Source organism: Nocardia sp. NPDC055002 (assembly GCF_053608825.1).
In genome coordinates, this window is the sequence record NZ_JBSGWE010000004.1 from 521,891 (window position 1) to 547,530 (window position 25,640).

A 25,640-nucleotide genomic window follows, 5' to 3' on the forward strand; every position below is an offset into this window, starting at 1 on the left:
CCTCAGGAATCCAGGACGCGCAGGGCTTCGGCGACGGCCTGTTCGTCGGGGGTTTCGATGGCCAGCAGGACGGTGCGGGTGGCCTCGATAGCGGCGGGTTTCAGGGATTTGAGGAAGGGGAGGTCGGGGGTGGTGAGGGCGGTGGGGATGTCTTCGCCGCAGAGGGCGGCCACGGTGCCCGCGACGATCGCCAGGGCGCGGGGGCCGCTGGTGGTGCGGGCGACGAAGCCGTGGTCGGCGTGGGCGATGCCGGCCAGGAAGGCGGTGAGGTCGGGGTCGGGGATGTCGACGTCCACGGGGGTGGGGGAACTGCCGTCGGGCCGGATCAGGTCGGCCACGAGGCTGCGGCGGCCGGGGGCCGACAGGTTCAGCAGGACGGGTTCGGCGGGGGCGGAATGGTCGTCGCCGTGGTCGTCGTGCGTCATCCGTCCACCGTATCGGCTCGATTCATCGGGGTGTCCTCTTGCGTGTCGGGCGTTTGTAACTTAGCTTAGGTTTACCTAATCAAACGTTCGCGGAGGTTGTCATGTCGAGCCCCACCACGATCCTCGCGCCGACCACCGCCGAGCGGGTGCGAAGTGCGTGCGCTCATGCCGAGACTGCGGTGCTCGCGCTGCCCGGTATCGACCCGGTTCCCACCACGCTGCATCACCTGCGGCGTTGCGGCGACGCGGTGATCGCGGTGCCCGGGTCCTCACTCGCGGCCGCGCTGGCCGCCACGGCCAACGAGACCTCGGCGGTCCTCGAACTCACCGATCACGCGCCCCTGCCGCTGCGCGAGCCGGTCAGGGCGCTGGTGTGGTTGCGCGGTTGGGTGCGCCAGGTACCGGAGCAGGCGCAGCGCGCGCTCGCCATCGAAATCGCCAAGGAGTACCCGCATCCGGGTCTGCTCGATGTCGGGCACGGCGTCACGCTGCTGCGGATCGTGGTGAACTCGGCGGTACTGGCCGACACCGCCGGCGCCGAATCCGTCGACCACGCCGACCTGCGCGCCGCCACGGCCGACCCGTTCTGCGAGCTGGAAAGCGCCTGGCTGCAACACATGTCCGAGGATCACGCCGACGTGGTCGCCCAGCTGGCCCGCCACCTGCCGACTCGGCTGCGGGGCGGGCTGGTGCATCCACTGGCCATCGACCGCTACGGGCTCACGCTCCGGGTCGAGAGCAACGACGGCGACCACGATGTCCGGCTACCCTTCCCCACCCCGGCCGACGACATCGAGTCGCTGAGCCGCGCGGTGCGCGTGCTGGCCGGCTGCCCGTTCTTGAATGGTCTGCGCCGCATCTGAGCTGTAATTTTGGAGCGCTGGCGCGCTCGAGCGGGGCCCTGGAGGCTCCTTTGGTAGAGACACATCAGGATCACCCGGCCCAGGCTGTGTGGGGTTCTGCGTTGGGGCTCGGGGTGGGGGTGCGTCTCACTTCGGGTTGCCGGGCTCGGCGGGAACCTGCTGCGACGCGTTCGCTGCTTACACTGCGCGCATGCGTGTCGATCCTCCCCAGGCCCCGCTGAGCGGACGGGACAGGTTCGGGCTGCGAGTCGAGATCGCGATCGTTCTGCTCGTGACCTTCGGGTTGAGTGGGATCAGTGCCGGTCTGTCCCTGCTCGATTCGGCGTTGTCGCCGGGTGGGGTCGGCGGGCGCACGGTCGCGTTGAACGCGTCGCGGTCGAACAACTCGTTCCTCGATCTGCTGTTCCAGCTCGTCGGGGTGACCCGGCTGCTGGCGTGGGCCGCGCTGGGACTGTATCTGTTGTGGCGCAGCGGGATCGGGCCGAAAATGATCGGGCTGGCGCGGATCCGGCGCGGCGATGTCCTCGCGGGTCTGGTGCTGGCCGCGGTGATCGGGGTGCCGGGGCTCGCGCTGTATCTGATCGCGCACGCGATGGGGGTGAGCGTCACCATCGTGCCGAGTTCGCTGTCGGAGCACTGGTGGCGGCTGCCGGTGCTGGTCCTGTCGGCCTGTGCGAATTCCGTGGCCGAGGAAGTGCTGGTCGTGGGTTATCTGATCACCCGGCTGCGCAGGCTCGGCTGGTCGGAGAACTCGTCGCTGGCCGCCTCGGCGCTGTTGCGCGGCAGCTATCACCTGTACCAGGGGATCGGCGGCGGCCTCGGCAATATCGTGATGGGCCTGATCTTCGGCCGCTACTGGCAGCGGACCAACCGCCTGTGGCCGCTGATCCTGGCCCACGCGACGATCGACGCTGTCGCCTACCTCGGCTACAACGTGCTGCGCGGACGCGTCGGCTGGCTGCCGTGAGACCCACCGGCAACGTGCCCGTTCACTGATGCGGACGGCGTGTCGCGGCGAGTTTCACCACATCACCGCGTTTCGCGCTAACAGTGGCCCGCCGACGGGGTATCCCAGTAGTAACCGAGCGCGCAGAACCGACTCGCGCTCTCCACGATCAGTAGAGTTTGACGGTGATGAACGGCGACGATCCCCGCGAGGACCCCCGTAGACGCCGGGTGCCGCCGGCGTCCGGTCGCCCCGCGGTGCCCCCACCAGGTCGTCCTGTGCCGCCGCCCGGCCGCGCGATGCCGCCCGATCCGCGCTATGGCCGTCCGCCCGGAAACGATCGCCGCCCGAATCCCGAGGACGGGCCGACGGTGCGCTACAACCCGGCGCCCCGCCGCGGCGCATCGCACGTGGAACCCACCCAGGTGCTGCACCGCGGCAACTCCGGCGACCAGCCGCTGGCCTACTCGCAGATGCCGTACGAGCGCGAGAAGCCGCGTCAGCCACCACCGCCGCCACCACGTCGTGAGCAGGTCAGACACGCGCCGACCCAGCGGCCGGTCCCCCATCACGACGCGCTGCCACCCCGCCGCACTCCCCCGCCGATCGACGCGGGCAGGCAGCCGCGGCCGCGGCGCAGGCGCAAACGTCATCCGTTCCGGTGGTTCACGCTGATCGTCGTGCTGCTGATCGCCGGCCTCATCGCCGCGGTCGTGCACCTGGACAACTCGCTGACCCGCATCACCGCGCTGCCCTCCTACAGCGACCGCGTCAGCAATACCCCGGGCACCAACTGGCTGCTCGTCGGCTCCGACGGCCGCGGTGACCTCTCGACCGAGCAGGAACAGGAACTCGCGACCGGCGGCGACACCGGACCCGAACGCACCGACACGATCATGATGGTGCACATCCCGTCCTCCGGCCCGACCACGATGGTGAGCCTCCCGCGCGACTCCTACGTGAACATTCCCGGCCACGGCAAGGACAAGCTGAATGCGTCATTCGCGCTCGGCGGCGCTCCGCTGCTGGTCCAGACGGTGGAGGAAGCCACGGGAGTGCGAATCGACCACTACGCGCAGATCGGTTTCGGTGGTTTCGCGAGCGTGGTCGACGCGATCGGCGGGATCGAGATGTGCCTGGACGAGCCGATCGACGACCCGCTGGCCGGGCTCGACCTGGCCGCGGGCTGTCAGAAACTGTCCGGCCCGCAGGCCCTCGGATTCGTGCGCACCCGCGCGACCCCGACCGCCGATGTCGACCGGATGAACCGCCAGCGGATGTTCATGGCGGCGCTGCTGAAGAAGGCGACGGGCATGGGCACCCTAGCCAATCCGTTCGCGTTGTGGCCGATGGCAACCGGGGTCGCGGGTTCGCTGAAGGTCGACGACGGTGACCACATCTGGAACCTGGCCGCGCTGGGCTGGGCGATGCGCGGCGACACCGTCACCACCAGCGTCCCGATCGGCGGATTCGACGACACCGACGTGGGCAACGTGTTGCTCTGGGACAAGTCGAAGGCCTCCGGGTTCTTCGAGGCGCTCGCCACCGATCAGCAGATTCCGGAGGAGCTGCTCACGCGGTAACGTCGAGGTATGCCCGAGAACCTGTCGTTCACCGATCTCCTGCGCGACCAGGTCAGAGCCGGTCTGACCGCGTCTCATCAGTATCTGGCCGCCGCCGTCTATTTCGACGCGCAGGATTTACCCGAGCTGGCCGGGCAGACCTACGCGCGTTCGACGGCCAACCACGGGCACGCGATGCGCATGGTGCAGTACCTCCTCGACCGCGACGTGCCGATCAGCATCGGCGGGCTCGACGAAGTGCGTTCGGAATTCGATTCCCCGCGCGCCGCGATCGCCTTTCTGCTCGACCGTGAACGGGTCACCACCGCGCAGATCAGCGCGCTCGCAGCGGCCGCGCGTGACACCAATGATTTCCTCGGCGAGCAATTCATGCAGTGGTTCCTGGGCGAGCAAGTCGACGATGTCGCCGGAATGACCACGCTGCTCACTGTGCTCGACCGGCAGGACAACCTGTTCGACGTCGAGGAATTCATCCGCCGTGAACTGCGCGGCGCGGTACGCGTCGACACCACGGCACCCCGAATGGCAGGCGCGAGTAAGGGATAGCCTCGCCTGCGCGGCGGCCGTGCGCTGCCCAGAAATGGCTGCACATCGGCGTTTATTAGGAAATACTTGGTTAGGGAATACTGTCCTCAATAAGGCTGCACTTGGATGACAACCCCCTATGACCAGCATTAATGTTGCCGCCATGTCGATTCATCCGGAAGCCCCGCGAAGCAAGTTCCATACTCTGCTCCAAGACCAGATCCGGCATGAGTTCAATGCCGAGCACCAGTACATCGCGATCGCGGTGTGGTTCGACAACAACGACCTGCCGCAGCTGGCCAAGCGTTTCTACGCACAGTCGGTGGAAGAACGAAATCACGCGATGATGATCGTGCAGTATTTCGTCGACCGCGATATCTCCGTGGAGATCTCGGGCATCGACGCGGCGAAGTCGAAGTTCGAGTCCGCGCGTGAGCCGATCGAACTGGCACTGGCCCAGGAGAAGACGGTCACCGACCAGATCGTGCAGCTGGCGAGCACCGCCCGCGAAGAGGGCGACTACCTCGGCGAGCAGTTCATGCAGTGGTTCCTGAAGGAACAGGTCGAGGAAGTGGCGCACATGACCACGCTGCTCAACATCGCCGATCGCGCCGGGTCGAACCTGTTCGATCTGGAGGCGTTCATGTGGCGTGAGCTGAGCACCCCGAAGGACGCGTCCGGCGCACCGTCGGTGGCCGGCGGCAGCGTCTAGCCCGAACGCGGAAGGATTCGGCTCGCGGGCAGCGAGCCGAATCCTTCGCGTGCGCTTTACCAGCCGGAGCCGGAGCCGCCCGAGCCGGTGTTGGCCAGCACGGTGCCGATCAAGATCTGGGCGAGACCGGCGATAGATCCGAGAAATTCCACGATGCCTCTTACTTTCCTTGTCACCGATTGTCCGGTTCAGTCGTGAACCTAGCCGACCGAATCTGTGAAAGAGGCATGTTTCATTAAGTTCAGCGCAGGGTGACCTGACGCGACCGCAAACCGTCGCGCGAACGACGCTCTTCGCTGGTCATCGGCGCGTCGGAGGCCAGCGCCTCGGCCAGGCGAGCACCGAATTCACGTGCCGGGGCCTCCCATTCGGCCGGGTGCCGCTCGGGATCGAGGTCGAACACCGGCACCAGCAGACCGTGCGTGCGGAACGAACCGGCGAAGCGCGAACCCTCACCCAGGTGCAGACCACCGGTGGCGTGCACGCGAGCCAGCGCCAGCATCAGCGCGTCCTCGTCCTCGGGACGCACCCAGCGCACATGCGCCTTCTCACCCGCGTCGACCCACCAGGCCGCGCCGACGGAATCCGGGCCGAGGTCCAGCCGCGCCGACGGCATGATGGCCTGCTTGGCCTGCTCGATCGTCGCCGCCACCTGCGGATCCGGGGTGACGCCCTCGGGCACCCACCAGTCGAAGTCCTGGTGCACAGTGAGCTCGAGATCGGCGCCGGGATCGATGACATCGGCCAGGCGCGGACCGCCGTCGGCAGCCTCGGCGGAGTTCAGCGACTCACCGGGCTCGGCCGACTGGGTCCACAGGATCGCCGCCGCGATATCGGCCGACGGGTCCTCGCCACGGAACTGCATCTGCGTGCCGACGAAGCCGACCGGCTCGTCGCCCGCCCGCACGAGCGCGGCCACCGCGCCGGGCAGCACCGTCGCCAGGGTGACCTCACGCTGCGCGGCCACACCGGGCGCGAGCTTCAAGGTCGCGGTCGCCGACGGCACGAACTCCCGCAGCGCCACCAGATCACATTCGGCGGCAAGACCCTCGAACGGCCGTGTCACGGCCGCGGATGCCTGCTCCTGCGCCGCACGCCGCTGCGCGAGACGCTGAGCCCGATTACTGTCGGGCTTCGGACTGTTCCGCTTGCTTTTACCCACGCGTGGAGTTTATGGCCGAGCGGCAAGTTCGCTTACCGCGCCCCCTGCCCAGGCCGTGTCCGGTCAGACTCCGGCGAGTAGCGCCTTGGTACGACCGGGGTGGTTGGTCGCGACCCAGCTGACGCCCAGGTCGGCGCACAACGTCACGTCCTCGGGATCGTCGACGGTCCAGCAGTAGGTGGCCCGCCCCGCCGCGGCGGCCTTGTCGACGAGTTCGGGATGCTCACGCAGGGTTTTCACCGACGGCCCCACCGCGGTAGCGCCGACCGTGGTGGCCGCGCCGCCGCCGAGGAACCGCGACGATTCGCCGAGCAGCACCGTCGGCAGAAGTGGTGCGGCGCGGCGGATCCGCCAGACCGCGGTCGCCGCGAACGACATCACCACCGCGCGGGAATGATCGGCCGAGGCGGGCGTGGCGATACCGAAGCGCTGCAGTTCGGCGAGCACCTTGTTCTCCACCAGGGCGCCGTAGCGCACCGGGTGTTTGGTCTCGATGAACAGTTTCGTCGGGCGGGTGCGCCAGTCGAGGACGAGTCCGATCAGATCGCTGAGCGCGAGCACGCCCTGCGGTGCTTCGTCGGTGCCGAAGTTCATGTCGCGCAGCTCGTCCAGCGTCAGCTCGCTGACCAGGCCGGTGGCATCGGCGGTGCGGTCGACGGTGCGGTCGTGCACGCAGACCAGGTGGCCGTCGCGGGTGAGCCGGACATCGCATTCCACACCGTCGGCCCCCTCCTGCAGGGCTAGCTCGTACGCGGCGAGGGTGTGCTCGGGTCGTGCCGCCGACGCGCCACGATGCGCCACCACGAAGGGTGGGCGATTGTTCTGGCTCACTTGGCCACGACCTCCTCCTGCGTATTCTCGCCTGCCCGGACAGCATCCGCGCGTTCGACCTCATCGTGCCCGGCGTCGTCGCGCGCCGCGACAGCGCCCGGCTCGACGGGCGCGATGACGACCTGCGCGGGGTCGGCCGCCATCACCCAGCGGTGCGCGGACCTGATGTCGCCGCGCAGGTCGCGACCTTCCAGCGTGCGCACCATCCAGAGCGTGAGCATCGCGAACCCGGCAGCGCACAGGTTGGTGAAACCGGTGAACGAGACACCGTCGGCCTCGGCCTGCAGGGTCGACGCGTCGCGCCACAGCGTCGCCGCGATCAACAGCAGCCCGCTGAACACCCAAGCGGCCCACCAGATCCGCACGGCCCGCCACGAGCGCGGATCGGGGTCGGCGCCGAGGAGTTCGGTGAGGAACACGCCCGGCCAGATCAGATTGACGCCCGGCACAAGGCATCCCGCGATCAGCGACCAGCGCTTGCGTGGGTCACGCTTGCCGTAGGCGGTGAACACGATCGTGCGCGCCTCGATCAGCCAGGCGACCAGCGCCACCGCGGTCACCAGCGCGTAGATCGGCGCGATGACGCCGAACACCAGCACTGTCGCGTCGGAGATCGACAGCAGCCAGCCGGGGATGAGCCGGGCGCGGTTCTGCAACAGGATCAGGTAGCGGCCGTACTCGGCCAGCCCGGCGAGCAGGAAGACAATCGTGGTACCGAGCAGCAGCCGGTCGCGGTGGGCGGCGATGCCGCGCAGCGGGCGTTCGGGCGTGCGAGCCGGCGACGGCGGCGGGTCGAGCAGGCCCCAGCGCGGGGTCTGGGTGTAGCTCGGGGTCGGCCCGAGCGGGGCCGAGGTGGTGGCGCCCGCCTTACGGGTGCGGTGGTCGGGTCGGCGCGCGACCCAGCGGTAGTTGCGCTGGGTGGCGGGCGCGTCGACTTTGCCGGGCGAGAGCAGCACCCCTCGGCAGCGCGGGCACCAGTGCATCGGCGCGCCCTGCACGGCCCACCGCGCACCACAGCGTGCACATGGTTGCACCACCGAACTCACCCGCGCACCCCGCTTCCGGCTAGTAGATCTTGGCTTCGTGGTCGCCGTCGGCGACCACGGGGCGGCCGGTCCGCTGCCAGGCCACCATGCCCCCCGCGACGTTGACCGCTTCGTACCCGATGTGGGCGAGATACCGGACGACCTCGATGGACCGGCCGCCCTGTCGGCACACGACGTAGAGCTCGGCGTCGATGTCGAGCTCGTCGAGGCGGGCGGGCACGTCGACCATCGGGATGTGGATCGCGCCCGGCGCGTGCCCGAGGTTCCATTCGTCGGGTTCGCGCACGTCGAGCAGCTGCGCACCCGGCGCGGGGTCCGCGTGGTCGAACGCGGCGGGTACCGCACCCACCGGCACGGCGGGGACATCGGAGCTCGTCACGCCTCGATCCTGCCATGCCGCGCGCGTTGCCGGGCGAGCCTGTGCGAGGACGAGGTGCCGCGCGGGCCTCAGCTATCGGTCAGCACACGGCCAACGGGAACCGGCTGCCGACAACGCCGACAGCCGGGTGGAACCAGCCGGGAACGACCGATCCGGGACTCCCCTCCATGTCATCCCGGAGCGGTCGTTCGCCGCTGACGTCGGGATTCGTGGAGTGTGTTCTGTCCCGACATCTACTTGGACGCAAGCGGGACCGATTCGGTTCCATAAAAACGAGAACACTAGAGAAAATCTTAAATCCTGGGATCTGGGCGGCCAGATCGGTAGCCTGGGCGCATGAACGTGAGCAGGGGGCTACTCGACAGTTTCGACATCAACGGCTTGAATACCGCTTTGTCCGAATCCACGTGTCTAGGGGTAGAAGTGGATGCCGCGGCGGGCCGGCTGCAACTCGCTCTGGAGGTGCTGACGCTACCCACGGATGGACCCGCGCCGATCGACACGAAAGTTCTGCTCACCTTCACCGGAGTCACCCGCGTCGCGGCCTCCCTGCGCATCCAGCGCTGGGACGATGTCGACGCCCGTGTGCTTCCCCTGAGCCTCGACCAGCTCGACGAGGCCATCGAGAGCTTCGGCGGCGGCGGGTTGCACGGCTGGGAATTCATCGACCTCGACGACAGCGGCTGGACGCTGTGGAGCGAGTTGCTCAGCTTCGACACGGTCCTCGATCAGCGGATCGCCGCGCACGTCATCGAGTTCTCCCAGGAAGAAGGCATCGACCCGCGCGAGCTCGACGTCCGCGTGTGGTTCGACAAGATCTCCGTCACCGACACCGCGGGGCGCGAGATTCCGATGAACGAGTTCATCGACGGTGGGCGGCGCTGGTGGGACGCGCACGCCACCGGCGACGCCAGGACCACAAAAGCCGACATCGCACCGCCGCTGTAGTATTCGCGGCCCGCGACCGCGGGCCACGCCCGCGAAGTTTCCATCTCCGTGATCGCAAGGGAATGCGGAACCGCGTGTGCGGGGTTGCAGCGAGCGGGTGTACGAATGATGGTTGGTGTTGTCGTCCGAACTGGGCGCACACAGCCCGACACACGGAAAGGGACATCGTGGCCGTCTACACGCTGCCGGAACTGGATTACGACTTCGGCGCACTGGAGCCTCACATCTCCGGTGAGATCAACGAGATCCACTACACCAAGCACCACGCCGCCTACGTCGCAGGCGCGAACAAGGCACTCGAGCAGCTCGAGGAAGCCCGTGAGTCCGGCGACCTGGCTGCCATCCTGCTGCTGGAGAAGAACCTGGCCTTCCACCTCGGTGGCCACTACAACCACTCCGTCTGGTGGAAGAACCTCTCCCCCAACGGCGGCGACCAGCCGGACGGCGACCTGGCCGCGGCCATCGCCGACCAGTTCGGTTCGTTCGACAAGTTCCGCGCGCAGTTCACCGCTGCCGCCAACGGGCTGCAGGGCTCCGGCTGGGCCGTCCTGGGTTACGACACCCTGGGCCAGAAGCTGCTGACCTTCCAGCTGTACGACCAGCAGGCCAACGTGCCCACCGGCATCATCCCGCTGCTGCAGGTGGACATGTGGGAGCACGCGTTCTACCTGCAGTACAAGAACGTCAAGGCCGATTACGTGACCGCGTTCTGGAACGTCGTCAACTGGGCCGACGTGCAGGACCGCTTCGCCCGGGCCGTCGGCCAGGGCAAGGGCCTCATCTTCGGCTGATCCGCCTCAGGTGTAGCGCGAAAGACCTCCCAGTCATTGGCTGGGAGGTCTTTTGCGTAGATTGCCCGTTCTGGCACTCACTGGTACTTGTGTGCCAGACGGGTTTGGGGTTATTCCTGTCATACGGGCACAGTCGCCCCCGTTAGTCGGGAGGCCATCATGAATACACAGGGTCCGATCGGGATCACGCCGTTTCAGGCGCGGGGACGATTGAGCGGGTTCGTGGTGTCGGGGCGGTGGCCGGATACCACCAAGGAATGGGCACAGGTGCTGGTGCTGGCCGTGCGGGTGGCGTCGATGCCGGGCTTGCTGGTGACCAGCACAGTGTTCGGGGTGCGCGAGGAGCTACCCGACGACCCGGAACCGGGCACGGTGGGCCTGGTGATGGCCGAGGGGCCGGTACTGGGCGATCAAGCGATCGAACCCGGCCGGTTCGCCGCGCACACCCCGCCGGCGCTGCTGATGCTGCACCCACCGTCGGAGACCCGTCCGTCGCTGCCCGAATGCGCGGGCGCGGCCTCGGGCTGTGTGTTGCTGCCCGGCGTGCCGCACCTCGGTTTGGAGCATCGCGCGGCGTGGGCCGAGGCCGAACTCGACGGCACGATCACCTCGCTGGTGAGCCGGGTCGGGATGGATCTGATCAGCGATCCCGATACCGCCGTGCTCGCAATGCTGCTGGCGGCCTGAGTCTTTCGCCCGCGACGGGCGGGCGAATGCCTGGCAACGGGTCTGCGTGCCACTGAAATCAGGGAAACCGAACTATCACCGCCGCACACCCAAACTTATTGTGCCCATTGAGATTTGGATTACCAGGACTTGGCATACCGGGAGCAACCGGACTAGAGTGGTGGACAGCGAAGGGGAGTAGCCCGCAATCGCCCAGTCGACATACTGATCGCCGCCGAATTCGGCGCGGTCCGGCTGCGTGAACCGGTGACCACCGGTGGGCGAGACCTTCGGCCACGAACCGATCCGTCGACCGGTGTGGCTGAAGGCGCACCCGTCTTTCAGCCGCAGGCCGGAGTATTTCCTGGGAGCTGACTTCATGATCGCCACGATCCTGCTGAGCTTCGGCGTGCTCTTCCTCGCCGAACTCGGCGACAAATCCCAACTCATGGCGCTGACCTTCTCGCTGCGCTACCGCTGGTGGGTGGTGCTGGCAGGCATCAGCGTCGCCAGCGTCGCCGTGAACCTCATCGCCGCGGGCGTCGGGCACTTCCTCGGCACCGCCCTGCCCGCGAACGCCATCGCCGTCGTCACCGCGCTCACCCTGCTGGTGGTCGGCCTCTGGACCCTGCGCGACGCGCTGAGCAGCGACAACGACTCCGAAGAAGCCCCGGAGCCGCCGAGCGCCCGCAACGCCTTCCTGGTGGTCATCTCGGCCTTCACCCTCGCCGAACTCGGCGACCGCACCATGTTCGCCGCCGCCGCCCTCGCCTCCAGCAACAACTGGCTGGCCGTCTGGATCGGCTCGGTCGCCGGCATGGTCGCCGCGGGCGGACTGGCGATCCTGGTCGGCAAGTTCGCGGGCAAGCACCTCCCCGAACGCGGCATCGCCACCGCCTCGGGCCTGCTGTTCCTGTTCTTCGCGGGCAAAACCGTCCTCGACGCGTTCGTGCCCGCGCTCAGCGGTTGGGGTTCGGCGGGCCTCGCCCTGATCGTGCCCGCGGTACTCGGCGTCCTGGTGTGGCGCAAGCGCGGGCTGTCCGCGGCGCGGGCGAGCGAGCCCGGCATCCGGAGCCGAGCTCTCGAAAAGGGCGTCCTCGAAAAGGGCTAGGCGAAGGCGTTCCCGTAGAGGGTGCCGGAGCGGCGGGCCAGGGCGATCAGCTGGTCCTTGATGCCACGCAGGCTTTCCGGGTCGTCGGCGGCGATGCGGCCGGTGACCATGGCGCCGATGGCGGCGGCCAGGGTCGCGCAGGCGAATCGCTGGTCCTCGGATTCGGCGCCGAGCATGGTGGAGACCACCTCGACGAATCGATGCTGCAGGGCCATCCGCGCCTCGATGGCCGACGGGCCGACCGCGTAGACCTCCACGAGGAACAGCCGGGCCGAGGCCGGGTCGTCGATCATGTGGTCGAAGTAGGCGGTGAGGATGCGGTCCATTCTGGTGAGCGCGTCGGTGTCGGCGCAGTCGGCGATCACCGTTTGGAGCTTCTCGGCCAGTGCGCTCGACACCCGGTCGAAGGCCGCGTTGAAGCAGTCCTCCTTCGACCGGAACAGCTCGTAGAACGTTTCCCGTGAAACCCCGGCGCGCTTGAGCACGGCCGCCACCGGCGTGCCGACATAGCCGCCCACGGTCATCGCCTCCCCCATCGCGACGAGAATGCGCTCACGCTGAGAGGCGATCACTTCTTCGCGCGACAGATGGTGGCGTCCACGCGGAAGTTGTTGCCGCAGGGTCGAATCGCTCATGACTGCCGTTCCATTCTGCGGGGCCGGGCCGGCTGTTCGGTGGTGAAGGGGACGTCCTCGGTGCGGGCGATGTCGATGGCGCGGGCCAGGCGGTCGCCCTGCACGCGCTGCACGACCAGTTGGGCCAGCAGCCGGAACGGCCGGACCAACGCTACCCACCAGGGAGAGACCACGGTCTTGCGTCGTCGGGCGATGGCGCGTTCCAGGGCTTCGACAGCGGGCCCGACGGGTGAGCTCCCGGTGAGGCTGGTCTCCCCCAGCACGGTGTGCGCGGCGGCCGTACCGAATCCACGCGCCGTCATGTCGGTGTCGATCCCGGCGAAATAGCTGACCCCCACCTTGGCCCCGGTCGACCGGAGTTCCGCGCGCAGCGTGGCGCCGAGCGAGGCGACCGCCGCCGCCGAGGCGCTGTAGGCCCCGCCGAGCGGCAACTGTACGGCGGTGGAGATCGACGACATCATCAGCACATACCCGCCCGGATGCGAAAGATGCGCGCCCGCCGCCGACACCGTGTAGGCGACCCCGAGCACGTTCACCGCGAGGGTTTCCTCCAGCACCGACGGATCTCCGCCGATCATCGCCATCTGCTTGGCGACTCCCGCGTTGGCCACCAGCACATCGAGTCCGCCGAGTTCGGCGACCAGCACCTCGACCACCCGCTCGACCTGCCCCCGGTCGGCCACATCGCAATACCGCCACGGCACATCGCCGCATTCCGCGGCCACTTCGGCCAGCAGTTCCGGCTCCAGCCCGAGCAAGGCGACGTGGGCCCCGCGCGCGGCCAGCCTGCGGGCGAGCGCGGCACCGATCCCACGAGCGGCCCCGGTGATCAGGACCCTGCGTCCGGCTACCGACGGACCGGCGAACGATCTCATGACGGCACGCTACCACCGGTAAACACCGGTGTTCACGACGATTTCCCCAGCACTCCGGATGCGTGTTCCAGACCACACCCGGTTCACGCTAGGGTGCCACTATTGGCAAGCGGCACAATAAGCCGCCATTCAATACAGGAGGATTTGTCGTGGAGATTTCGGGTTCCGCTGCCATCGTTACGGGAGGCGCGTCCGGTCTCGGTGCCGCCACCGCCAAGCGCCTCGCCGACGCGGGCGCCACTGTGTTCGGGCTTGACGTTCCCGCGTCCATCGAGCGCGCGGGCGACAACGTGCCCGCCGGCGTCACCTTGATCGCGGCCGACGTGACCAGCGGTGACGAGGTCGCCGCCGCGATCGCCCAGATCACCGAGGGCCCGGCGCCGCTGCGCATCGTGGTGAACTGTGCCGGTGTCGGCTGGGCGGGTCGCATCCTGTCCAAGAACGGCCCGCACGACCTGGAGCTGTTCCGCACCGTCATCACCGTCAACCTGCTCGGCACGTTCAACGTGATGCGCCTGGCCGCCGACGCCATCGCCAAGACCGAACCGGTCGACGAGTACGGCCAGCGCGGCGTGGTGATCAACACCGCCTCGGTCGCGGCCTTCGAGGGCCAGGTCGGCCAGATCGCCTACTCCGCGTCCAAGGGTGGCGTGCACGGCATGACCGTCCCCGCCGCGCGCGACCTCGCCCAGTTCGGCATCCGCGTCAACACCATCGCCCCCGGCATCATCGACACCCCGATGCTCGCCGGCGTCACTCCCGAATACCGCGCGGGCCTCGAAGCCGGCGTCCCGTTCCCGTCGCGTCTCGGCCGTCCCGACGAGTACGCCCAGCTGGTGGAGTACATCGCGGCCCACGACTACCTCAACGGCGAGACCATCCGCATGGATGGTGCGCTGCGCATGGCCCCGCGCTAGTTCCTGCTGACAACCCGGCGTGATCGTGCAATCGGGGCTCCTATTGCACGATCACGCCGGTCTTTGATAGTTCAGGCGCCGTTCGCGCTTCGTAGGGCAGCACCGACGCAGCGTTGGCCCGCGCTCACCGTATCCGGGCGCTGAACTGCGTCGCGGGGTTGAATTGATTGCGTGACTGCATCTTCGGGGGACCCGCAGCGTTCCAGCGTTGGCGGCGAGGCGGATTCGGGCAGCCCGCGGCTACGTCTTCGACCATTGGGTAAGCCGCTCGTCGGGCACGCCGATGTTCTGTGGCGGGGCACGTGGGGCACAGTCGACGGAAAGTCACTGCTCGCCGTCGGACGCCAGGACAACTCCGTCCAGCTCTGGGACGCCGCCACCGGCGAACCGCACGGCACGCCACTCGGACACGCCGACTCAGTGACCTGGGGCGCCTGGGGCTATCTCGACGATCAACCACTCTTCGCGACCGGCAGCACCGACGGTGCCGTGCGGCTCTGGGACGCGCGGACCTGCCAACCACACGGACGACCGATGACCGGCCATGTCGGCCCGGTGGAATGGGGCGAGTGGGGTCGTGTCGCGGATCTGATGCTGCTGGCCACCGGCGGCCGCGACGGCACCGTCCGGCTCTGGGATCCGGTGACGGGTCGGCAGCACGGCGAGGCGTTGACCGGGCACACCGGGACGGTGGTCTGGGGCGCGTGGGGTGTCTTCGACGGACAACCGACGCTCGCGACCGGCGGCACGGATCACCTTGTCCAGCTCTGGGATCCGGCCACGGGCACACCACGCATCGACTTCGTCGGCCATTCCGGCACTGTGCAGTGGGGCGCGTGGGGCAGCATCGACGGCCGATCCGTACTCGCGACCGGTGATCATGTCGGCACGACCGGCCGCACCAAGCCGGAGGACCGAAGCGTTTGGCTGTGGGGTTCCACCTCGGGGCCCTTCGGGATGTGGTTGGAGGATCAGAGCGGGTTCGCCCGAGGGACCATCTGGGGTGCATGGAGCACGGTCGACGGACAGTCTGTCCTCGCCACCGGCCACTTCGACGGCATCGTTCGGATATGGGAGATCGCGGGTGATCGAGTACGGCGGATACGGGAGCTCGACGCCTCAATTGCCCGGTGGGGTGCGTGGTGCGATGCGGCGGGACGGGCACTGCTCGCCACCGGCGGTGACGATGGCACCGTCCGGCTGTTCGATCCCGCCACCGGGGAGTGGATCGAGCACATCACCGACCACACCGGCGGACTGCGTTGGGGTGCATGGGGAGTCGTGAACGGGCGCCCGGTGCTGGCGACCGGCAGCTCCGACAACACCATCTGTCTGTCGGAGCTCTTCACCGAACAGGTGGTCCAGCTCCTCCCCCCGAAGCCCGACAGCGCCGACACCCCGGACCACCTCGCCCGCGCCGATGACGCGACCGCACTCGCCGACATCATCACCTCGAGATCGACCTCCCTACCCATGGCCATCGGCGTCTTCGGCGAGTGGGGCGAGGGCAAGAGCCATTTCCTCGGCTTGGTCCGAGATCGAGTCGCCGGGGCGACACCCGATCCGTCCGTCCATGTGAACATCCGCCAGATCCGTTTCAACGCCTGGCATTACGCCGAGACCGACCTGTGGGCCAGCTTGGTCGCCGAACTGTTCACCCAGCTCACCCAGGCCGACAGCCCCGCCGATACCGCGACCGCGCAACGTGGGATGTCCCGGCTCGAAGCCGAGCTCGTGGCCAGGCGCGGGCTGAACGAGCGGATCGCGGCCGAACGTGGCCGGCTGCGGGAGCTGGAAAAGACCAGGGCCCGCATATATTCGCCGATGGCTTCGCTCGGTCTCTGGATCAAAGCCTTCGCCGAAAACAATGTCGCTGACACGCAGACCGAGAAGGACATCGATCGGATCGCGGGATGGCGAGAAGAGGGCGGCCGTGCCGGTTGGCTGACCTTCTTCGGTCTACTCGTCCTCGTCGGAGCCGGGGTCGCGGTGACGATCTGGCTGTCGGCATGGCTGCGGACCGTCGCACAGATCCTCACCGGCGGGGTCGGTGTGCTGCTGCTCGGTAGCAATTGGGGACGGATCAGCGCGTTTCTCGACCGGTTCGATACCGAACTACGCGCGCTGACCGACGCAAGAAGGGCCGAGGAGGACAAGCTCGACACCGCGATCGCGGTGAGCAAGGCCAATATCGCCGAGCTGAGGCAAGACAAGCAGAACCTCACTGCCGCGGGGCAGTTGGCAGGGTTCGTCGCCGATCGGGCGGGGTCGGGCGACTATCGAAGCAATCTCGGGATCATGACCCGCATCCGCGAGGACTTCGAGCACATGGCAGAACTGTTGCGGCGCAATGCCGAACGCGGCGCACCGCTCGAGGCGGAGTCTCCGCAGACCGAGGTCGACGAGCTGCCGCAGATCGATCGGATCGTCCTCTACATCGACGATCTGGATCGCTGCCCGCCCGACCGAGTCGTGCAACTGCTGGAGGCGATCCACCTGCTGCTCGCCGTGCGTCTGTTCGTCGTTGTCGTCGCGGTGGACCCACGCTGGTTGCTGCGGTCGATCTCGGTGCACTACCGCGAGATGCTGACCGCCGACCACGGCAACCAGACCCTGTTCACCGCAATAGAAGTCGATCCCGACGACGGCCACGCGTCGACCCCAGCGCAGTACCTGGAGAAGATCTTTCAGCTGGTGTACACGCTGCCGCCGCTGGATCGGGTCGGCTACACCTCGCTGATCGACGAAGTGGTTGGAGCACGGGCCGACTCAGTGCCCAGCGAGCGTACGACCACCCTCAGCGATACCACCGCGCCCTCCTCACAGCCGAACACCACCGCGCCGCGGGCATACACACCCACCCCCGCTCTGGCACCCCCCTCGAACTCCGCAACGCGGGCCCCAGTGTTCAATCCAGCGCCCGTCGCTCTCCCCCGCCCCGAACTACACCGCCGGATCGCGCCGTTCGCCCTCACACAGGACGAACTCCACCTCATCCGCCTACTCGGCCCCCCGCTGATCACTACCGCTCGCTCGGTAAAACGCCTGGCCAACAGCTACAGCCTGCTCTCTGCCATCGAACGCCAGAAGGGAAACGCGAGCACCGAACAGGATCGGCTACCCGCGATGGTCTTGCTCGCCGCGCTCGTCGGCCTTCCCGAGCTCGGCCCGGTCCTGCTCACCCACTTGTATCGGACCGCACCCGAAACCATGTGGGCCGACTTCCTCACCGGCCTGCGCCCCGAACAGAATGGACCCGAACCGGACGACGGCTGGCGAAACAAGGCAGACGCACGCCTTACTGTCCACGAAGTGGAATCGTGGCACATTCTCGCCGACGCCCTGCAACAAATCACGACAGCCGCCGCCGCGCTGGGCATCGTTCTACCAGCGGCTATTTCGGAGTGGCAGCACTGGATCCAACCCGTTGGACGCCTCTCCTTCCCTGCGGGCCGGGTCGTCGCGGAACTCGGTAGGACGCGGAAATCCAGGAGAGAAAGTTCTCTCCCAATAGATGAGAGCCCCCTGTCGAACACTGCGTAATGGGATGGGCATTGCCCCGGGCTGGTCACGGCACACCCACACGGCGCTCTGCCCACCCCGGGCAGGGCGCCGTCGGCGTCTCAGGGTGCGGTACCGATGCCGAAGAGGGCGGTGGTGCGCAGCGGGGTGTTCGGGCGGTAGGTGACGGTGAGGTGGGCGATGGCCGCTTCGCTGCGGCGCTGCCATTCCTGCTCGCCCACTTCGTCTCTCACGACAGCCAGCGGCGCGCTGCTGCGGGACACCGATTCCCACAGGGCGGTGGCGTCCGGGTAGCGGAGTTCGGCGGTGTGCTGCTGGATCCGCACGTCGAGCAGGCCCGCCGCGCGCATCTCCGCGTCGAACACTCTGGGATTCTGGAGGCTGCGCGAATCCGGCTGCGGGAGTGTGGCCGTCGGGTCCGCTGCGGTCAGCGCGCCGAACAACGCTCGCATCAGGGAGGATTCGGCCGCGGGTGCCCAGGCGGCGACCACCGCGGTGCCGCCGGGACGCAGGACCCGGCACAGCTCGGCGAAGCCCGCGGGCCGGTCGGGGAAGAACATCAGCCCGAACAGGGAGAAGCCCGCGTCGAATCGGTTGTCTTCGTAGGGCAGGGTCTGTCCGTCGCCGACCTGCGCGGTGATCGTGGGGTGGTCGGCGGCCGCCGCGACCAGCTGGTCGATCATCGACGGCGAGAGATCGATGGCCTGCACCCGGGCGCCGAGCTCGGCCGCGGCGATGCTCAGCAACCCGGTACCCGCCGCGACGTCGACGATCTCCGATTCCGAGCTGAGAGTGACGTATTCGAGTGCGTGCGCGGCGAAGGGCGCGAGCACGGTCGCACCGGTCTCTGCATATCCCTCGGCGACGAGGTCCCACGGACGAACATCGGAGGACAACTGTTCTGACATAACAACATTCATACCGGGCGGGAGAAGGTGATCAAGGCACGGCCGGGGCCGTTGTAGTCCGGGACGGGACCGGCGACCGCGAAACCGAGGCTGCGGTGGAAGTCGATCGAGGTGTAATTGGCGGGCGAGGTTATCGCGGTGACGGTGGTGCGGTTGTCGGAGCGGGCGATGGTGAAGAACGCTTCGTAGAGGGTTCTGCCCAGGCCTGCTTTGCGGGCGTCCGGGCGGACGGCGACGAAGTGGATGTAGGCGGTGTAGGGGTCGGAGGGTGAGCCGAAACCCACCAGGAAACCGGAGATTCCGTTGTCGTCGGAGGCGATCAGGCTGGTGCGATGGAAGTGGTCGAGGAACATGCGGGGAAGGTTGTGGACGGCCGCTCTCCCCCACCAGTTGTCGACCACGCCGATGATGCTGTCGTAGTCGTCGGGTCTTGCGCGACGAATCTCGTGCCCCACCATCACTCCATGGTGACCCTGATGTGCCCGCCCAGCACCAGAATTGCCGGTGAACAAAACTGCCCGCCACCGAAACGGCAGCGGGCAGTTCAGGATTTCGCAGATCAGACGGTGCGGGTCAGGCGTTCGGTCAGCAGCTGGGCGAAGCGGGCGGGGTCTTTGAGTTCGCCGCCCTCGGCGAGAACCGCCGTGCCGTAGAGGAGCTCGGCGGTTTCGGCGAGTTCGGGGACCTTGCCCTCGTCCGCGTCGGACTTGCGGGCGTCGTAGGCGTCGCGCAGGCCCGTCACCAGGGGGTGGGTCGGGTTGAGCTCGAGGATGCGCTTGGACTCCGGCAGGGCCTGGCCCGAGGCGCGGTACATGCGCTCGAGCATGGGGGTGAAGTCGTAGACGTCACCGACCAGGCAGGCGGGCGAGGTGGTGAGACGGTTGGTGAGGCGGACTTCCTTGGCGACGTCGGTCAGCGTGCCGCCGAGCCAGGTGAGCAGGTCACCGAAGTCCTTGTCCTGCTGTTCGCGCAGGGCTTCGGTTTCCTTCTTCTCGTCCTCGGTTTCCAGGTCGACCTCGCCCTTGGCGATGGACTGGAACGTCTTGCCCTGGAATTCCGGTACCGAACCGACCCACATCTCGTCGACCGGATCGGTGAGGATCAGCACCTCGCGCCCCTTGGCCGTGAAGGCTTCCAGGTGCGGCGAATTCTCCACCTGCGCACGGCTTTCGCCGGTCATGTAGTAGATCGAGTCCTGCCCGTCCTTCATCCGCTCCACGTACTGCGCGAGCGTGGTGAGCTCGGATTCGGAGGCGGTGGAGGCGAAAGACGAGACGGTGAGCAGGGTTTCGCGGTTGTCGGTATCGGAGAGCAAACCCTCCTTGAGGACTCGGCCGAACTGCGTCCAGAACGTCTGGTACTTGGTCTGATCCTCGGCGCCCTGCATGTCCTTGACCGTGGACAGCACCTTCTTCACCAGGCGCTTGCGGATCATCTGGATCTGGCGGTCCTGCTGCAGGATCTCGCGGGAGACATTGAGCGAGAGGTCCTGGGCGTCGACGACGCCCTTGACGAAACGCAGGTACTCCGGCATCAGTTCTTCGCAGTTGTCCATGATGAACACGCGACGCACGTAGAGCTGCACACCGCGCTTGTGCTCACGGGTGAACAGGTCGAACGGCGCGATCGACGGAATGAACAGCAGCGCTTGGTATTCGAAGGTGCCTTCGGCCTTCATCGGGATGATCTCGAGCGGCTCATCCCAGGCGTGGCTGACGTGGTGGTAGAACTCCTTGTACTCCTCGTCGCTCACCTCGCTGCGCGGCCGCGTCCACAACGCCTTCTGCGAGTTGAGGATCTGGTCCTCGACGATGGTCTTCTCGACCTTGTCCTCGCCTTCGCCCTCGGTCACCGTGCGCTCGACCTGCATGCGGATCGGCCAGGCGATGAAGTCGGAGTACTTGCGGACGATCTCGCGCAGCTTCCATTCCTGCGTGTAATCGAACAGGTGATCGTCTTCGTCGGCGGGTTTGAGCTCGAGGGTCACCGAGGTGCCCTGCGGTGCGTCGGCGACGGTGTCGATGGAGTAGGTGGAGCTGCCCGCGGCGGCTTCCCAGCGGGTGCCTTCGGTCTCGCCCGCCTTGCGGGTGGTGAGGACGACCTTGTCGGCGACCATGAAGGTGGAGTAGAAGCCGATGCCGAACTGGCCGATCAGCTCCTCGGCGGCGGCGTCGGACTTGGCCTCGGTGAGCTTGCGGCGCAGGTCGGCGGTGCCGGATTTTGCGAGGGTACCGATCAGGTCGATCACTTCGGCGCGGGACATGCCGATGCCGTTGTCGCGGACGGTCAGGACTCGCTTGTCCTGGTCGACCTCCAGCTCGATGTGCAGGTCGGAGGTGTCTGCGCCCAGGTCTTTGTCCTGGTAAGCGGCAAGTTTGAGCTTGTCCAGCGCATCGGAAGCGTTCGAGATCAGCTCCCGCAGGAAGGTGTCTTTGTTGGAGTAGACCGAGTGGATCATCAGCTCGAGGAGCTGGTGGGTCTCGGCCTGGAACTCGAGGGTTTCGACGTGCTGCTCAGTCACGCCCCCGATGGTATTACCGACCGAAATCGGCCAGTGAGGGAACCTCGTCTACGGCCCGCGTCGACATCCAATCGCGCAGCACCTGGGTGGCGCGGACATCGTCTTCGTTGTAGACGAACAGCCGGGTGCGCTGTGACATGTCGATGGCATCGTCGTAGCCGACGGCACGGCGGTACCAGCCCATCGATGCCTCGCCGCCCGCTTCCGGATCACGCCAGCCGAACCCGGCGACCGGCGCGATCTTCTTGAGCCCCTTGCCGTTCGGGCAGATGAACTGCTCGGTGACGGCCTGGAACATGTCGACCCATTCCTTGGAGTCGACGAACGCGCGCACTTCCTCGTGGGTCGGCACGCCGGGGCGGCCGGCGAACCGGCGGGCCGATTCGTAGAGCCACTTGTCCTCGGCGGTTCGCGAATAGCAGTAGGCCGCAAAGGTTTTGCCCTGGGCGTGGGCTTCGGCGCGCCGCTCCATCAGCCAGGTCCAGAACTCACCGAACGAGCGGCCCTCGTCCTCGGTGGGCAGCGGATCCCAGGTGACGAACGGGCGGTAGACGTCGTCGAGCAGGGTGCCCCACAGGTAGGCGCCGTCTTCCTGGTAACTCTCCAGGTCGACGTCGATCTCCACATCGGCCCGACGCACGCTGACCTGCTCGAACCGGCGCACCAGCGGGGCGCCGTCGATCCAGGCGCGGGCGGTGACGACGGTTTCGGCGAACGGTCCGTGCTGCCAGTCGTCGGGATCGTCGCCCTCCCAGGCGGCCAGTTCGTCGACCGTTTCGATCCCGTGCAGGCGCAGCACATCAGCCCGCGAACCCGGCGCGACCAGGCTCACATCCCGCATCTGCGCCAGCGTGGCCTCACAACTGGGTTCAGCTGTGCCGGACTGCTGCGGGTCGGGCCCGCGCAACCACCACGGGCACTGCCTGCATTCGGGCACCTTCGACGGTTGGGTCGGCAGTTCGCCGCGCACCACCGCGATCCGGTCGGCGTAGCGCTGGTCGTAATCGGCCAGCACGTTCGTCAGATCGTGCACCAGGATGCGATCGCTGACCAGGCCGATCGCGCCGCCGATCAGGGCGGGGCTGGCCATTCCGTAGCGCTGCAACATGCGGTACAGGTGGGCGAGGCGCTGCTGGTCGCGCGGCTGCGGGCGCAGTTTCACGTGTTTGTCGCGGCGGGGCTGCCAGCGGAACAGGTCCGAGGTCAGCGGGTGGAAATCGGCCGGGTCGGGCCTGCGCGGGTCGGTGACCTTGTGGTTGACCACGATGATCGGGATATAGCCGCCACGGTCGTCGTCGCGCAGCAGGATCTCGACACCGCCGCGTCGCCCGGTATCGGCTTCCTGGGGCAGCAGCCCGCCCCAGATGCGCGGGGCGCCCGCCTCGATCGCGGCCATCGTCGCCGCGGCCTTGGCGGCGCCACGCAGGTCCGGGTCGATCACCACCCAGTCGGCGGGGGCGGCCGCGACCAGTTCGTCGCGCACCTTGATGCGATGGGCGGTGGCGGCGTCGCGCCGCTGCTGCACGCCCGGATCCTCGCGGACCTCGGCGAGCACGCCCGGATTCTCGGCATCGAGGCGCAGGCGATGCCTGCATCCGATCAGTGAACGCGCGTCCAGGAAGGCGGTGCGGAAATCCGCAGCGGAAGCGGGGACCGGGCTACGCACCGGCCCGCCGTCGAAGTCGTCCTCGGCTGCACGCACGCAAGCAGTATGGGCCTTACCCCCGACACAATGCCCAATCGCTACCCTGATCCCACTACGCTACGAAGAACGGCAGGCCGCTTGCAGGCGGTCCTGCCTCATGACTTGGCGAGCATGACGGAGGGCCTGATCCCATGGGGTTGTTCAGCAAGCGGAAGCGGCGGCCGAGCCGACGCGCTGAGGCGAAAGCACTCAAGCACAAAGCCGCGGTGGAGGCGAAGCTGAGCGCCAAGAACGAGCGCAAGGCGGCCAAGGCGGGCGAGCGCGTCACCCGGCGCGCGGCCAAGGCTCAGGCACGCACGGCCGACAAGGTGGCCAAGGCGCAGATCGCGACCCTGCAGGCCGAGGAGAAGGCCGCGCAGAAGGCGGCCGCGAAGGCCGATCGCGAACTGTTCAGCGCGAGCCAGATCCGCAAGTACATCGGCGTGGCCCGGGTGCTGATCCCCGTACTGGCCCCGCTGGCCTATCGCGGCGCGACGATGGTGCGCGGGCAGCTCGACGCGCGCAAGGCCCAGCAGCTCGGTATCGGCATGGACCAGCTGAGCGAGTTCAGCGGCCACGGTGCGCGCCTGCAGGCCCGCATCACCAATACCGAGGAAGCCCTCGACAAGATCGCCGCCGACAAGGCAGGCGATGCCGACACCACGAAGTTCGTCGAAGCGGCCCGCTCGCGCATGGCCGATCTGAACGTGGCCGTGCGCACGGCCGAGCAGATGCCGGCCGCGCGTCGCAAGGCCGTGCACGCGTCGATCTCGGCCGAGCTGTCCGTGCTGGAGAACGACGTGCTCGCCCGCCTCGGCGTCCGCTGATTCTGTCGTGACAACGCCGCAGCTCACCTCCCGCTTACGCGGTGGTGGCTGCGGCGTACTCGTGGGCGGGCTGGCGGTGGCCGCCCACGGGACAGGCGGCGGCGGGGTGCCGCGGTCGTCGGAAATCGCACTGCTGCTGCTGGTTTCGCTGGCCGCCGGGATGTTCGCCCATGGCACCGGGCCACGCGGGCACTCGTCCCGATTCGCGCAGGCCGCGACGACGCGCACGGCCACCGCGTTGATCGGTGGTCAGTGGGCCGGGCACTTCGCGCTGTCGGCGACACTCGACCATCACGGGCTACTGCATCTGCCGAGCCTGTCGATGATCGCCGCGCACCTGGTGGCAGCGTGTGCCTGTGCCGCACTGATCCTCGTCGCCGAGCGGCTGTATCTTGTTGCGTCGAGCGTGATTCGGGCGGTACTCGGCAGTCCCTTCGCTGTTGTCCACCCGGCCGTTCGCTGGTTCGGCCCGCTCGCCGTCGCGCGCGGGGCTCGTCCGAGGGGTGCGCGATGTCCGCGCGCACCGCCGTTGTTCGCCTGATTCGCGACCACCTCAGAATTCTTCGGACGACAAGGCATTCCATGCACAACTTCATCACCCGCGGCACCGGCACCGTCGCTCTCGCGGCGGGCCTGGTCCTCGCTGCCTGCGGTTCGGCGGCCGCGCACGTCACCGTCGACGCTCCGGGCGCCGCCCAAGGCAAGTACACCGTCGCCACCTTCAAGGTGCCGACCGAATCCGATACCGCGTCCACCACCGCGCTGCGGGTCACCGTGCCGAACCTGAAAAGTGTTCGGACCGAGCCGATGCCGGGCTGGACGTCGAAGGTCGAGCGCAACGACAAGGGCGAGACGGTAGCCGTGGCGTGGTCCGCCGATCCGGGTAATCCCGGTATCGGACCCGGCCAGTTCCAGCGGTTCGTGCTCTCGCTCGGCCCGCTGCCGACGCAGGACACCGTGAACTTCCCGACCCAGCAGACCTACAGCGACGGCAAGGTCGTGGCCTGGGACCAGCCGAGCACCGGCGGCGCCGAGCCCGAGCACCCCGCGCCGACCATCACGCTGACCGCGAAGGGCGGCGCCGAGGGCGGCGATCACCAGGTCGCCTCCGGTGAATCGACCCAGTCGGAGACCGACGATGTCGCACGCTGGATGGGTGGCATCGGCCTGGCTCTCGGCCTGTTCACCGCCGCGCTCGGCCTCGGCCTCGTCTTTCGCTCCCGGCGGTCGTGATGCGCAAGATGCTCGTCGGCCTGCTCGCGGTGCTGTTCGCCTGCGCTTTCGCGGCGGCAGGCACCGCGAGTGCGCATTCCGGCGCGGTGAGCAGCGTGCCCGAGAACGGTTCGACCGTCGAGGTCGGACCGGCACGGGCCAGCGTCACCTTCAACGAGGAACTGCAGCAGAACTTTCCGTCGCTGACCGTGGTCGGGCCGGATGGCAGGCTGTGGTCGAAGGGCAAGGCGCTGGTCGAAGGACGCAGTGTGAGTGTGGAACTGGGTGAGCTGGGGCCGGTCGGCGAGTACACGATCGCGTTCCGGGTCACCTCGGCCGACGGTCATCCCGTGAGCGGCACGAGGACTTTCACGCTGAGCAAGGCCGGCACCGGCACGCCGGGCGCCCGCCCGGGTGAGGACACGGCCGACGACGGCGGCGACGGCGGTGTGCCCGTGTGGGTGTTCATCGCCGGTGGCGTGGTGCTGTTCGGTGCCGGCCTCGCGGTGGCGTTGCTCGGCGGCCGGTCCGGCCGCAAGAAGTAGTCGACG

26 protein-coding genes are annotated in these 25,640 nt (G+C 67.9%); 15 read left to right on the plus strand and 11 right to left on the minus strand.

All coding sequences use genetic code 11. From position 1 onward, the window contains the following. Positions 1 to 2 precede the first annotated feature (2 nt). Complete coding sequence (locus ACWF99_RS19190; RefSeq protein ID WP_452537011.1) at positions 3 to 425, minus strand: hypothetical protein; 423 nt, start codon at positions 423 to 425, stop codon at positions 3 to 5. A gap of 101 nt (positions 426 to 526) precedes the next feature. On the opposite strand from ACWF99_RS19190, the gene ACWF99_RS19195 reads away from it, so the two are divergent. The 5 genes from ACWF99_RS19195 to ACWF99_RS19215 all read left to right on the plus strand — a co-directional run bounded on the left by ACWF99_RS19195 (position 527) and on the right by ACWF99_RS19215 (position 5,054). Further along, complete coding sequence (locus ACWF99_RS19195; protein WP_378637853.1) at positions 527 to 1,288, plus strand: DUF2470 domain-containing protein; 762 nt, start codon at positions 527 to 529, stop codon at positions 1,286 to 1,288. 190 nt (positions 1,289 to 1,478) lie between these two features. Beyond that, on the plus strand, positions 1,479 to 2,255 hold the full coding sequence (locus ACWF99_RS19200; protein ID WP_452537012.1) for a CPBP family intramembrane glutamic endopeptidase: 777 nt from the start codon (positions 1,479 to 1,481) through the stop codon (positions 2,253 to 2,255). Between the two features lie 167 nt (positions 2,256 to 2,422). Beyond that, a complete protein-coding gene (locus ACWF99_RS19205) occupies positions 2,423 to 3,817 on the plus strand; it encodes an LCP family protein (protein WP_452537161.1) in 1,395 nt (464 codons plus the stop codon). A 9-nt stretch (positions 3,818 to 3,826) separates the two neighbouring features. Next, positions 3,827 to 4,363, plus strand: coding sequence for a ferritin (locus ACWF99_RS19210; protein WP_452537013.1), 537 nt, complete (start codon positions 3,827 to 3,829; stop codon positions 4,361 to 4,363). A gap of 142 nt (positions 4,364 to 4,505) precedes the next feature. After that, on the plus strand, positions 4,506 to 5,054 hold the full coding sequence (locus ACWF99_RS19215) for a ferritin (RefSeq protein WP_378637846.1): 549 nt from the start codon (positions 4,506 to 4,508) through the stop codon (positions 5,052 to 5,054). Between the two features lie 241 nt (positions 5,055 to 5,295). Here ACWF99_RS19215 and ACWF99_RS19220 read toward each other — a convergent pair whose 3' ends face one another. From ACWF99_RS19220 to ACWF99_RS19235, 4 genes are all read right to left on the minus strand, one after another. After that, positions 5,296 to 6,216, minus strand: coding sequence for a DUF5926 family protein (locus tag ACWF99_RS19220; protein ID WP_378637844.1), 921 nt, complete (start codon positions 6,214 to 6,216; stop codon positions 5,296 to 5,298). Positions 6,217 to 6,279: 63 nt separating this feature from the next. Continuing rightward, a complete protein-coding gene (locus ACWF99_RS19225) occupies positions 6,280 to 7,047 on the minus strand; it encodes a glycerophosphodiester phosphodiesterase (protein WP_101464998.1) in 768 nt (255 codons plus the stop codon). Then, the gene (locus ACWF99_RS19230) at positions 7,044 to 8,030 is read right to left on the minus strand and encodes a DUF4328 domain-containing protein (protein WP_452537014.1); all 987 of its coding nucleotides are present in this window, start codon (positions 8,028 to 8,030) and stop codon (positions 7,044 to 7,046) included. The genes ACWF99_RS19225 and ACWF99_RS19230 overlap by 4 nt, the downstream gene beginning before the upstream one ends. Positions 8,031 to 8,112: 82 nt before the next feature. Further along, complete coding sequence (locus ACWF99_RS19235; protein WP_378637839.1) at positions 8,113 to 8,472, minus strand: rhodanese-like domain-containing protein; 360 nt, start codon at positions 8,470 to 8,472, stop codon at positions 8,113 to 8,115. 336 nt (positions 8,473 to 8,808) lie between these two features. Here ACWF99_RS19235 and ACWF99_RS19240 point away from each other — a divergent pair, with 336 nt between their 5' ends. The 4 genes from ACWF99_RS19240 (at position 8,809) to ACWF99_RS19255 (ending at position 11,988) form a co-directional block, all read left to right on the plus strand. Then, positions 8,809 to 9,420 (plus strand): hypothetical protein, encoded by a 612-nt coding sequence (locus ACWF99_RS19240; RefSeq protein WP_301904288.1) that lies wholly within the window; start codon positions 8,809 to 8,811, stop codon positions 9,418 to 9,420. Between the two features lie 167 nt (positions 9,421 to 9,587). Beyond that, complete coding sequence (locus ACWF99_RS19245) at positions 9,588 to 10,211, plus strand: superoxide dismutase (RefSeq protein ID WP_194825332.1); 624 nt, start codon at positions 9,588 to 9,590, stop codon at positions 10,209 to 10,211. A 159-nt stretch (positions 10,212 to 10,370) separates the two neighbouring features. After that, positions 10,371 to 10,898 carry a peptidase gene (locus tag ACWF99_RS19250; RefSeq protein ID WP_378637836.1) on the plus strand — a complete coding sequence of 176 codons (528 nt, stop codon included), beginning with the start codon at positions 10,371 to 10,373 and terminating at the stop codon, positions 10,896 to 10,898. 358 nt (positions 10,899 to 11,256) lie between these two features. Further along, on the plus strand, positions 11,257 to 11,988 hold the full coding sequence (locus ACWF99_RS19255) for a TMEM165/GDT1 family protein (protein ID WP_452537015.1): 732 nt from the start codon (positions 11,257 to 11,259) through the stop codon (positions 11,986 to 11,988). Here ACWF99_RS19255 and ACWF99_RS19260 read toward each other — a convergent pair. Both ACWF99_RS19260 and ACWF99_RS19265 read right to left on the minus strand, forming a co-directional pair. Then, positions 11,985 to 12,623, minus strand: coding sequence for a TetR/AcrR family transcriptional regulator (locus ACWF99_RS19260; RefSeq protein ID WP_378637831.1), 639 nt, complete (start codon positions 12,621 to 12,623; stop codon positions 11,985 to 11,987). The genes ACWF99_RS19255 and ACWF99_RS19260 overlap by 4 nt on opposite strands. After that, positions 12,620 to 13,498: an SDR family NAD(P)-dependent oxidoreductase gene (locus ACWF99_RS19265; protein WP_378637828.1), complete on the minus strand. Its 879-nt coding sequence runs from the start codon at positions 13,496 to 13,498 to the stop codon at positions 12,620 to 12,622. The genes ACWF99_RS19260 and ACWF99_RS19265 overlap by 4 nt, the downstream gene beginning before the upstream one ends. A gap of 149 nt (positions 13,499 to 13,647) precedes the next feature. On the opposite strand from ACWF99_RS19265, the gene ACWF99_RS19270 reads away from it, so the two are divergent. After that, positions 13,648 to 14,415, plus strand: coding sequence for an SDR family NAD(P)-dependent oxidoreductase (locus tag ACWF99_RS19270; protein ID WP_358066424.1), 768 nt, complete (start codon positions 13,648 to 13,650; stop codon positions 14,413 to 14,415). 171 nt (positions 14,416 to 14,586) lie between these two features. Then, positions 14,587 to 17,958, plus strand: a complete 3,372-nt coding sequence (locus ACWF99_RS19275) for a P-loop NTPase fold protein (RefSeq protein WP_452537016.1) — start codon at positions 14,587 to 14,589, stop codon at positions 17,956 to 17,958. An 80-nt stretch (positions 17,959 to 18,038) separates the two neighbouring features. Here the strand turns inward: ACWF99_RS19275 and ACWF99_RS19280 are convergent, their stop codons facing one another. The 4 genes from ACWF99_RS19280 to ACWF99_RS19295 form a co-directional block, all read right to left on the minus strand. Beyond that, positions 18,039 to 18,845 carry a class I SAM-dependent methyltransferase gene (locus ACWF99_RS19280; protein WP_452537017.1) on the minus strand — a complete coding sequence of 269 codons (807 nt, stop codon included), beginning with the start codon at positions 18,843 to 18,845 and terminating at the stop codon, positions 18,039 to 18,041. Between the two features lie 8 nt (positions 18,846 to 18,853). Beyond that, on the minus strand, positions 18,854 to 19,303 hold the full coding sequence (locus ACWF99_RS19285) for a GNAT family N-acetyltransferase (RefSeq protein ID WP_378637822.1): 450 nt from the start codon (positions 19,301 to 19,303) through the stop codon (positions 18,854 to 18,856). A 101-nt stretch (positions 19,304 to 19,404) separates the two neighbouring features. Further along, positions 19,405 to 21,366, minus strand: coding sequence for a molecular chaperone HtpG (gene htpG, locus ACWF99_RS19290; RefSeq protein WP_452537018.1), 1,962 nt, complete (start codon positions 21,364 to 21,366; stop codon positions 19,405 to 19,407). A gap of 13 nt (positions 21,367 to 21,379) precedes the next feature. Beyond that, a complete protein-coding gene (locus ACWF99_RS19295; RefSeq protein ID WP_452537162.1) occupies positions 21,380 to 23,032 on the minus strand; it encodes a TM0106 family RecB-like putative nuclease in 1,653 nt (550 codons plus the stop codon). A 170-nt stretch (positions 23,033 to 23,202) separates the two neighbouring features. Here ACWF99_RS19295 and ACWF99_RS19300 point away from each other — a divergent pair, with 170 nt between their 5' ends. From ACWF99_RS19300 to ACWF99_RS19315, 4 genes are read left to right on the plus strand one after another with little or no spacing between them, the layout of a single operon-like run. After that, positions 23,203 to 23,877 carry a DUF6474 family protein gene (locus ACWF99_RS19300; RefSeq protein WP_378653445.1) on the plus strand — a complete coding sequence of 225 codons (675 nt, stop codon included), beginning with the start codon at positions 23,203 to 23,205 and terminating at the stop codon, positions 23,875 to 23,877. Between the two features lie 7 nt (positions 23,878 to 23,884). Continuing rightward, positions 23,885 to 24,418 carry a hypothetical protein gene (locus tag ACWF99_RS19305; protein WP_452537019.1) on the plus strand — a complete coding sequence of 178 codons (534 nt, stop codon included), beginning with the start codon at positions 23,885 to 23,887 and terminating at the stop codon, positions 24,416 to 24,418. A 41-nt stretch (positions 24,419 to 24,459) separates the two neighbouring features. Continuing rightward, positions 24,460 to 25,110, plus strand: a complete 651-nt coding sequence (locus tag ACWF99_RS19310) for a YcnI family copper-binding membrane protein (protein WP_452537020.1) — start codon at positions 24,460 to 24,462, stop codon at positions 25,108 to 25,110. Further along, complete coding sequence (locus tag ACWF99_RS19315) at positions 25,110 to 25,634, plus strand: copper resistance CopC family protein (RefSeq protein ID WP_378638097.1); 525 nt, start codon at positions 25,110 to 25,112, stop codon at positions 25,632 to 25,634. The genes ACWF99_RS19310 and ACWF99_RS19315 overlap by 1 nt, the downstream gene beginning before the upstream one ends. Positions 25,635 to 25,640 lie beyond the last annotated feature (6 nt).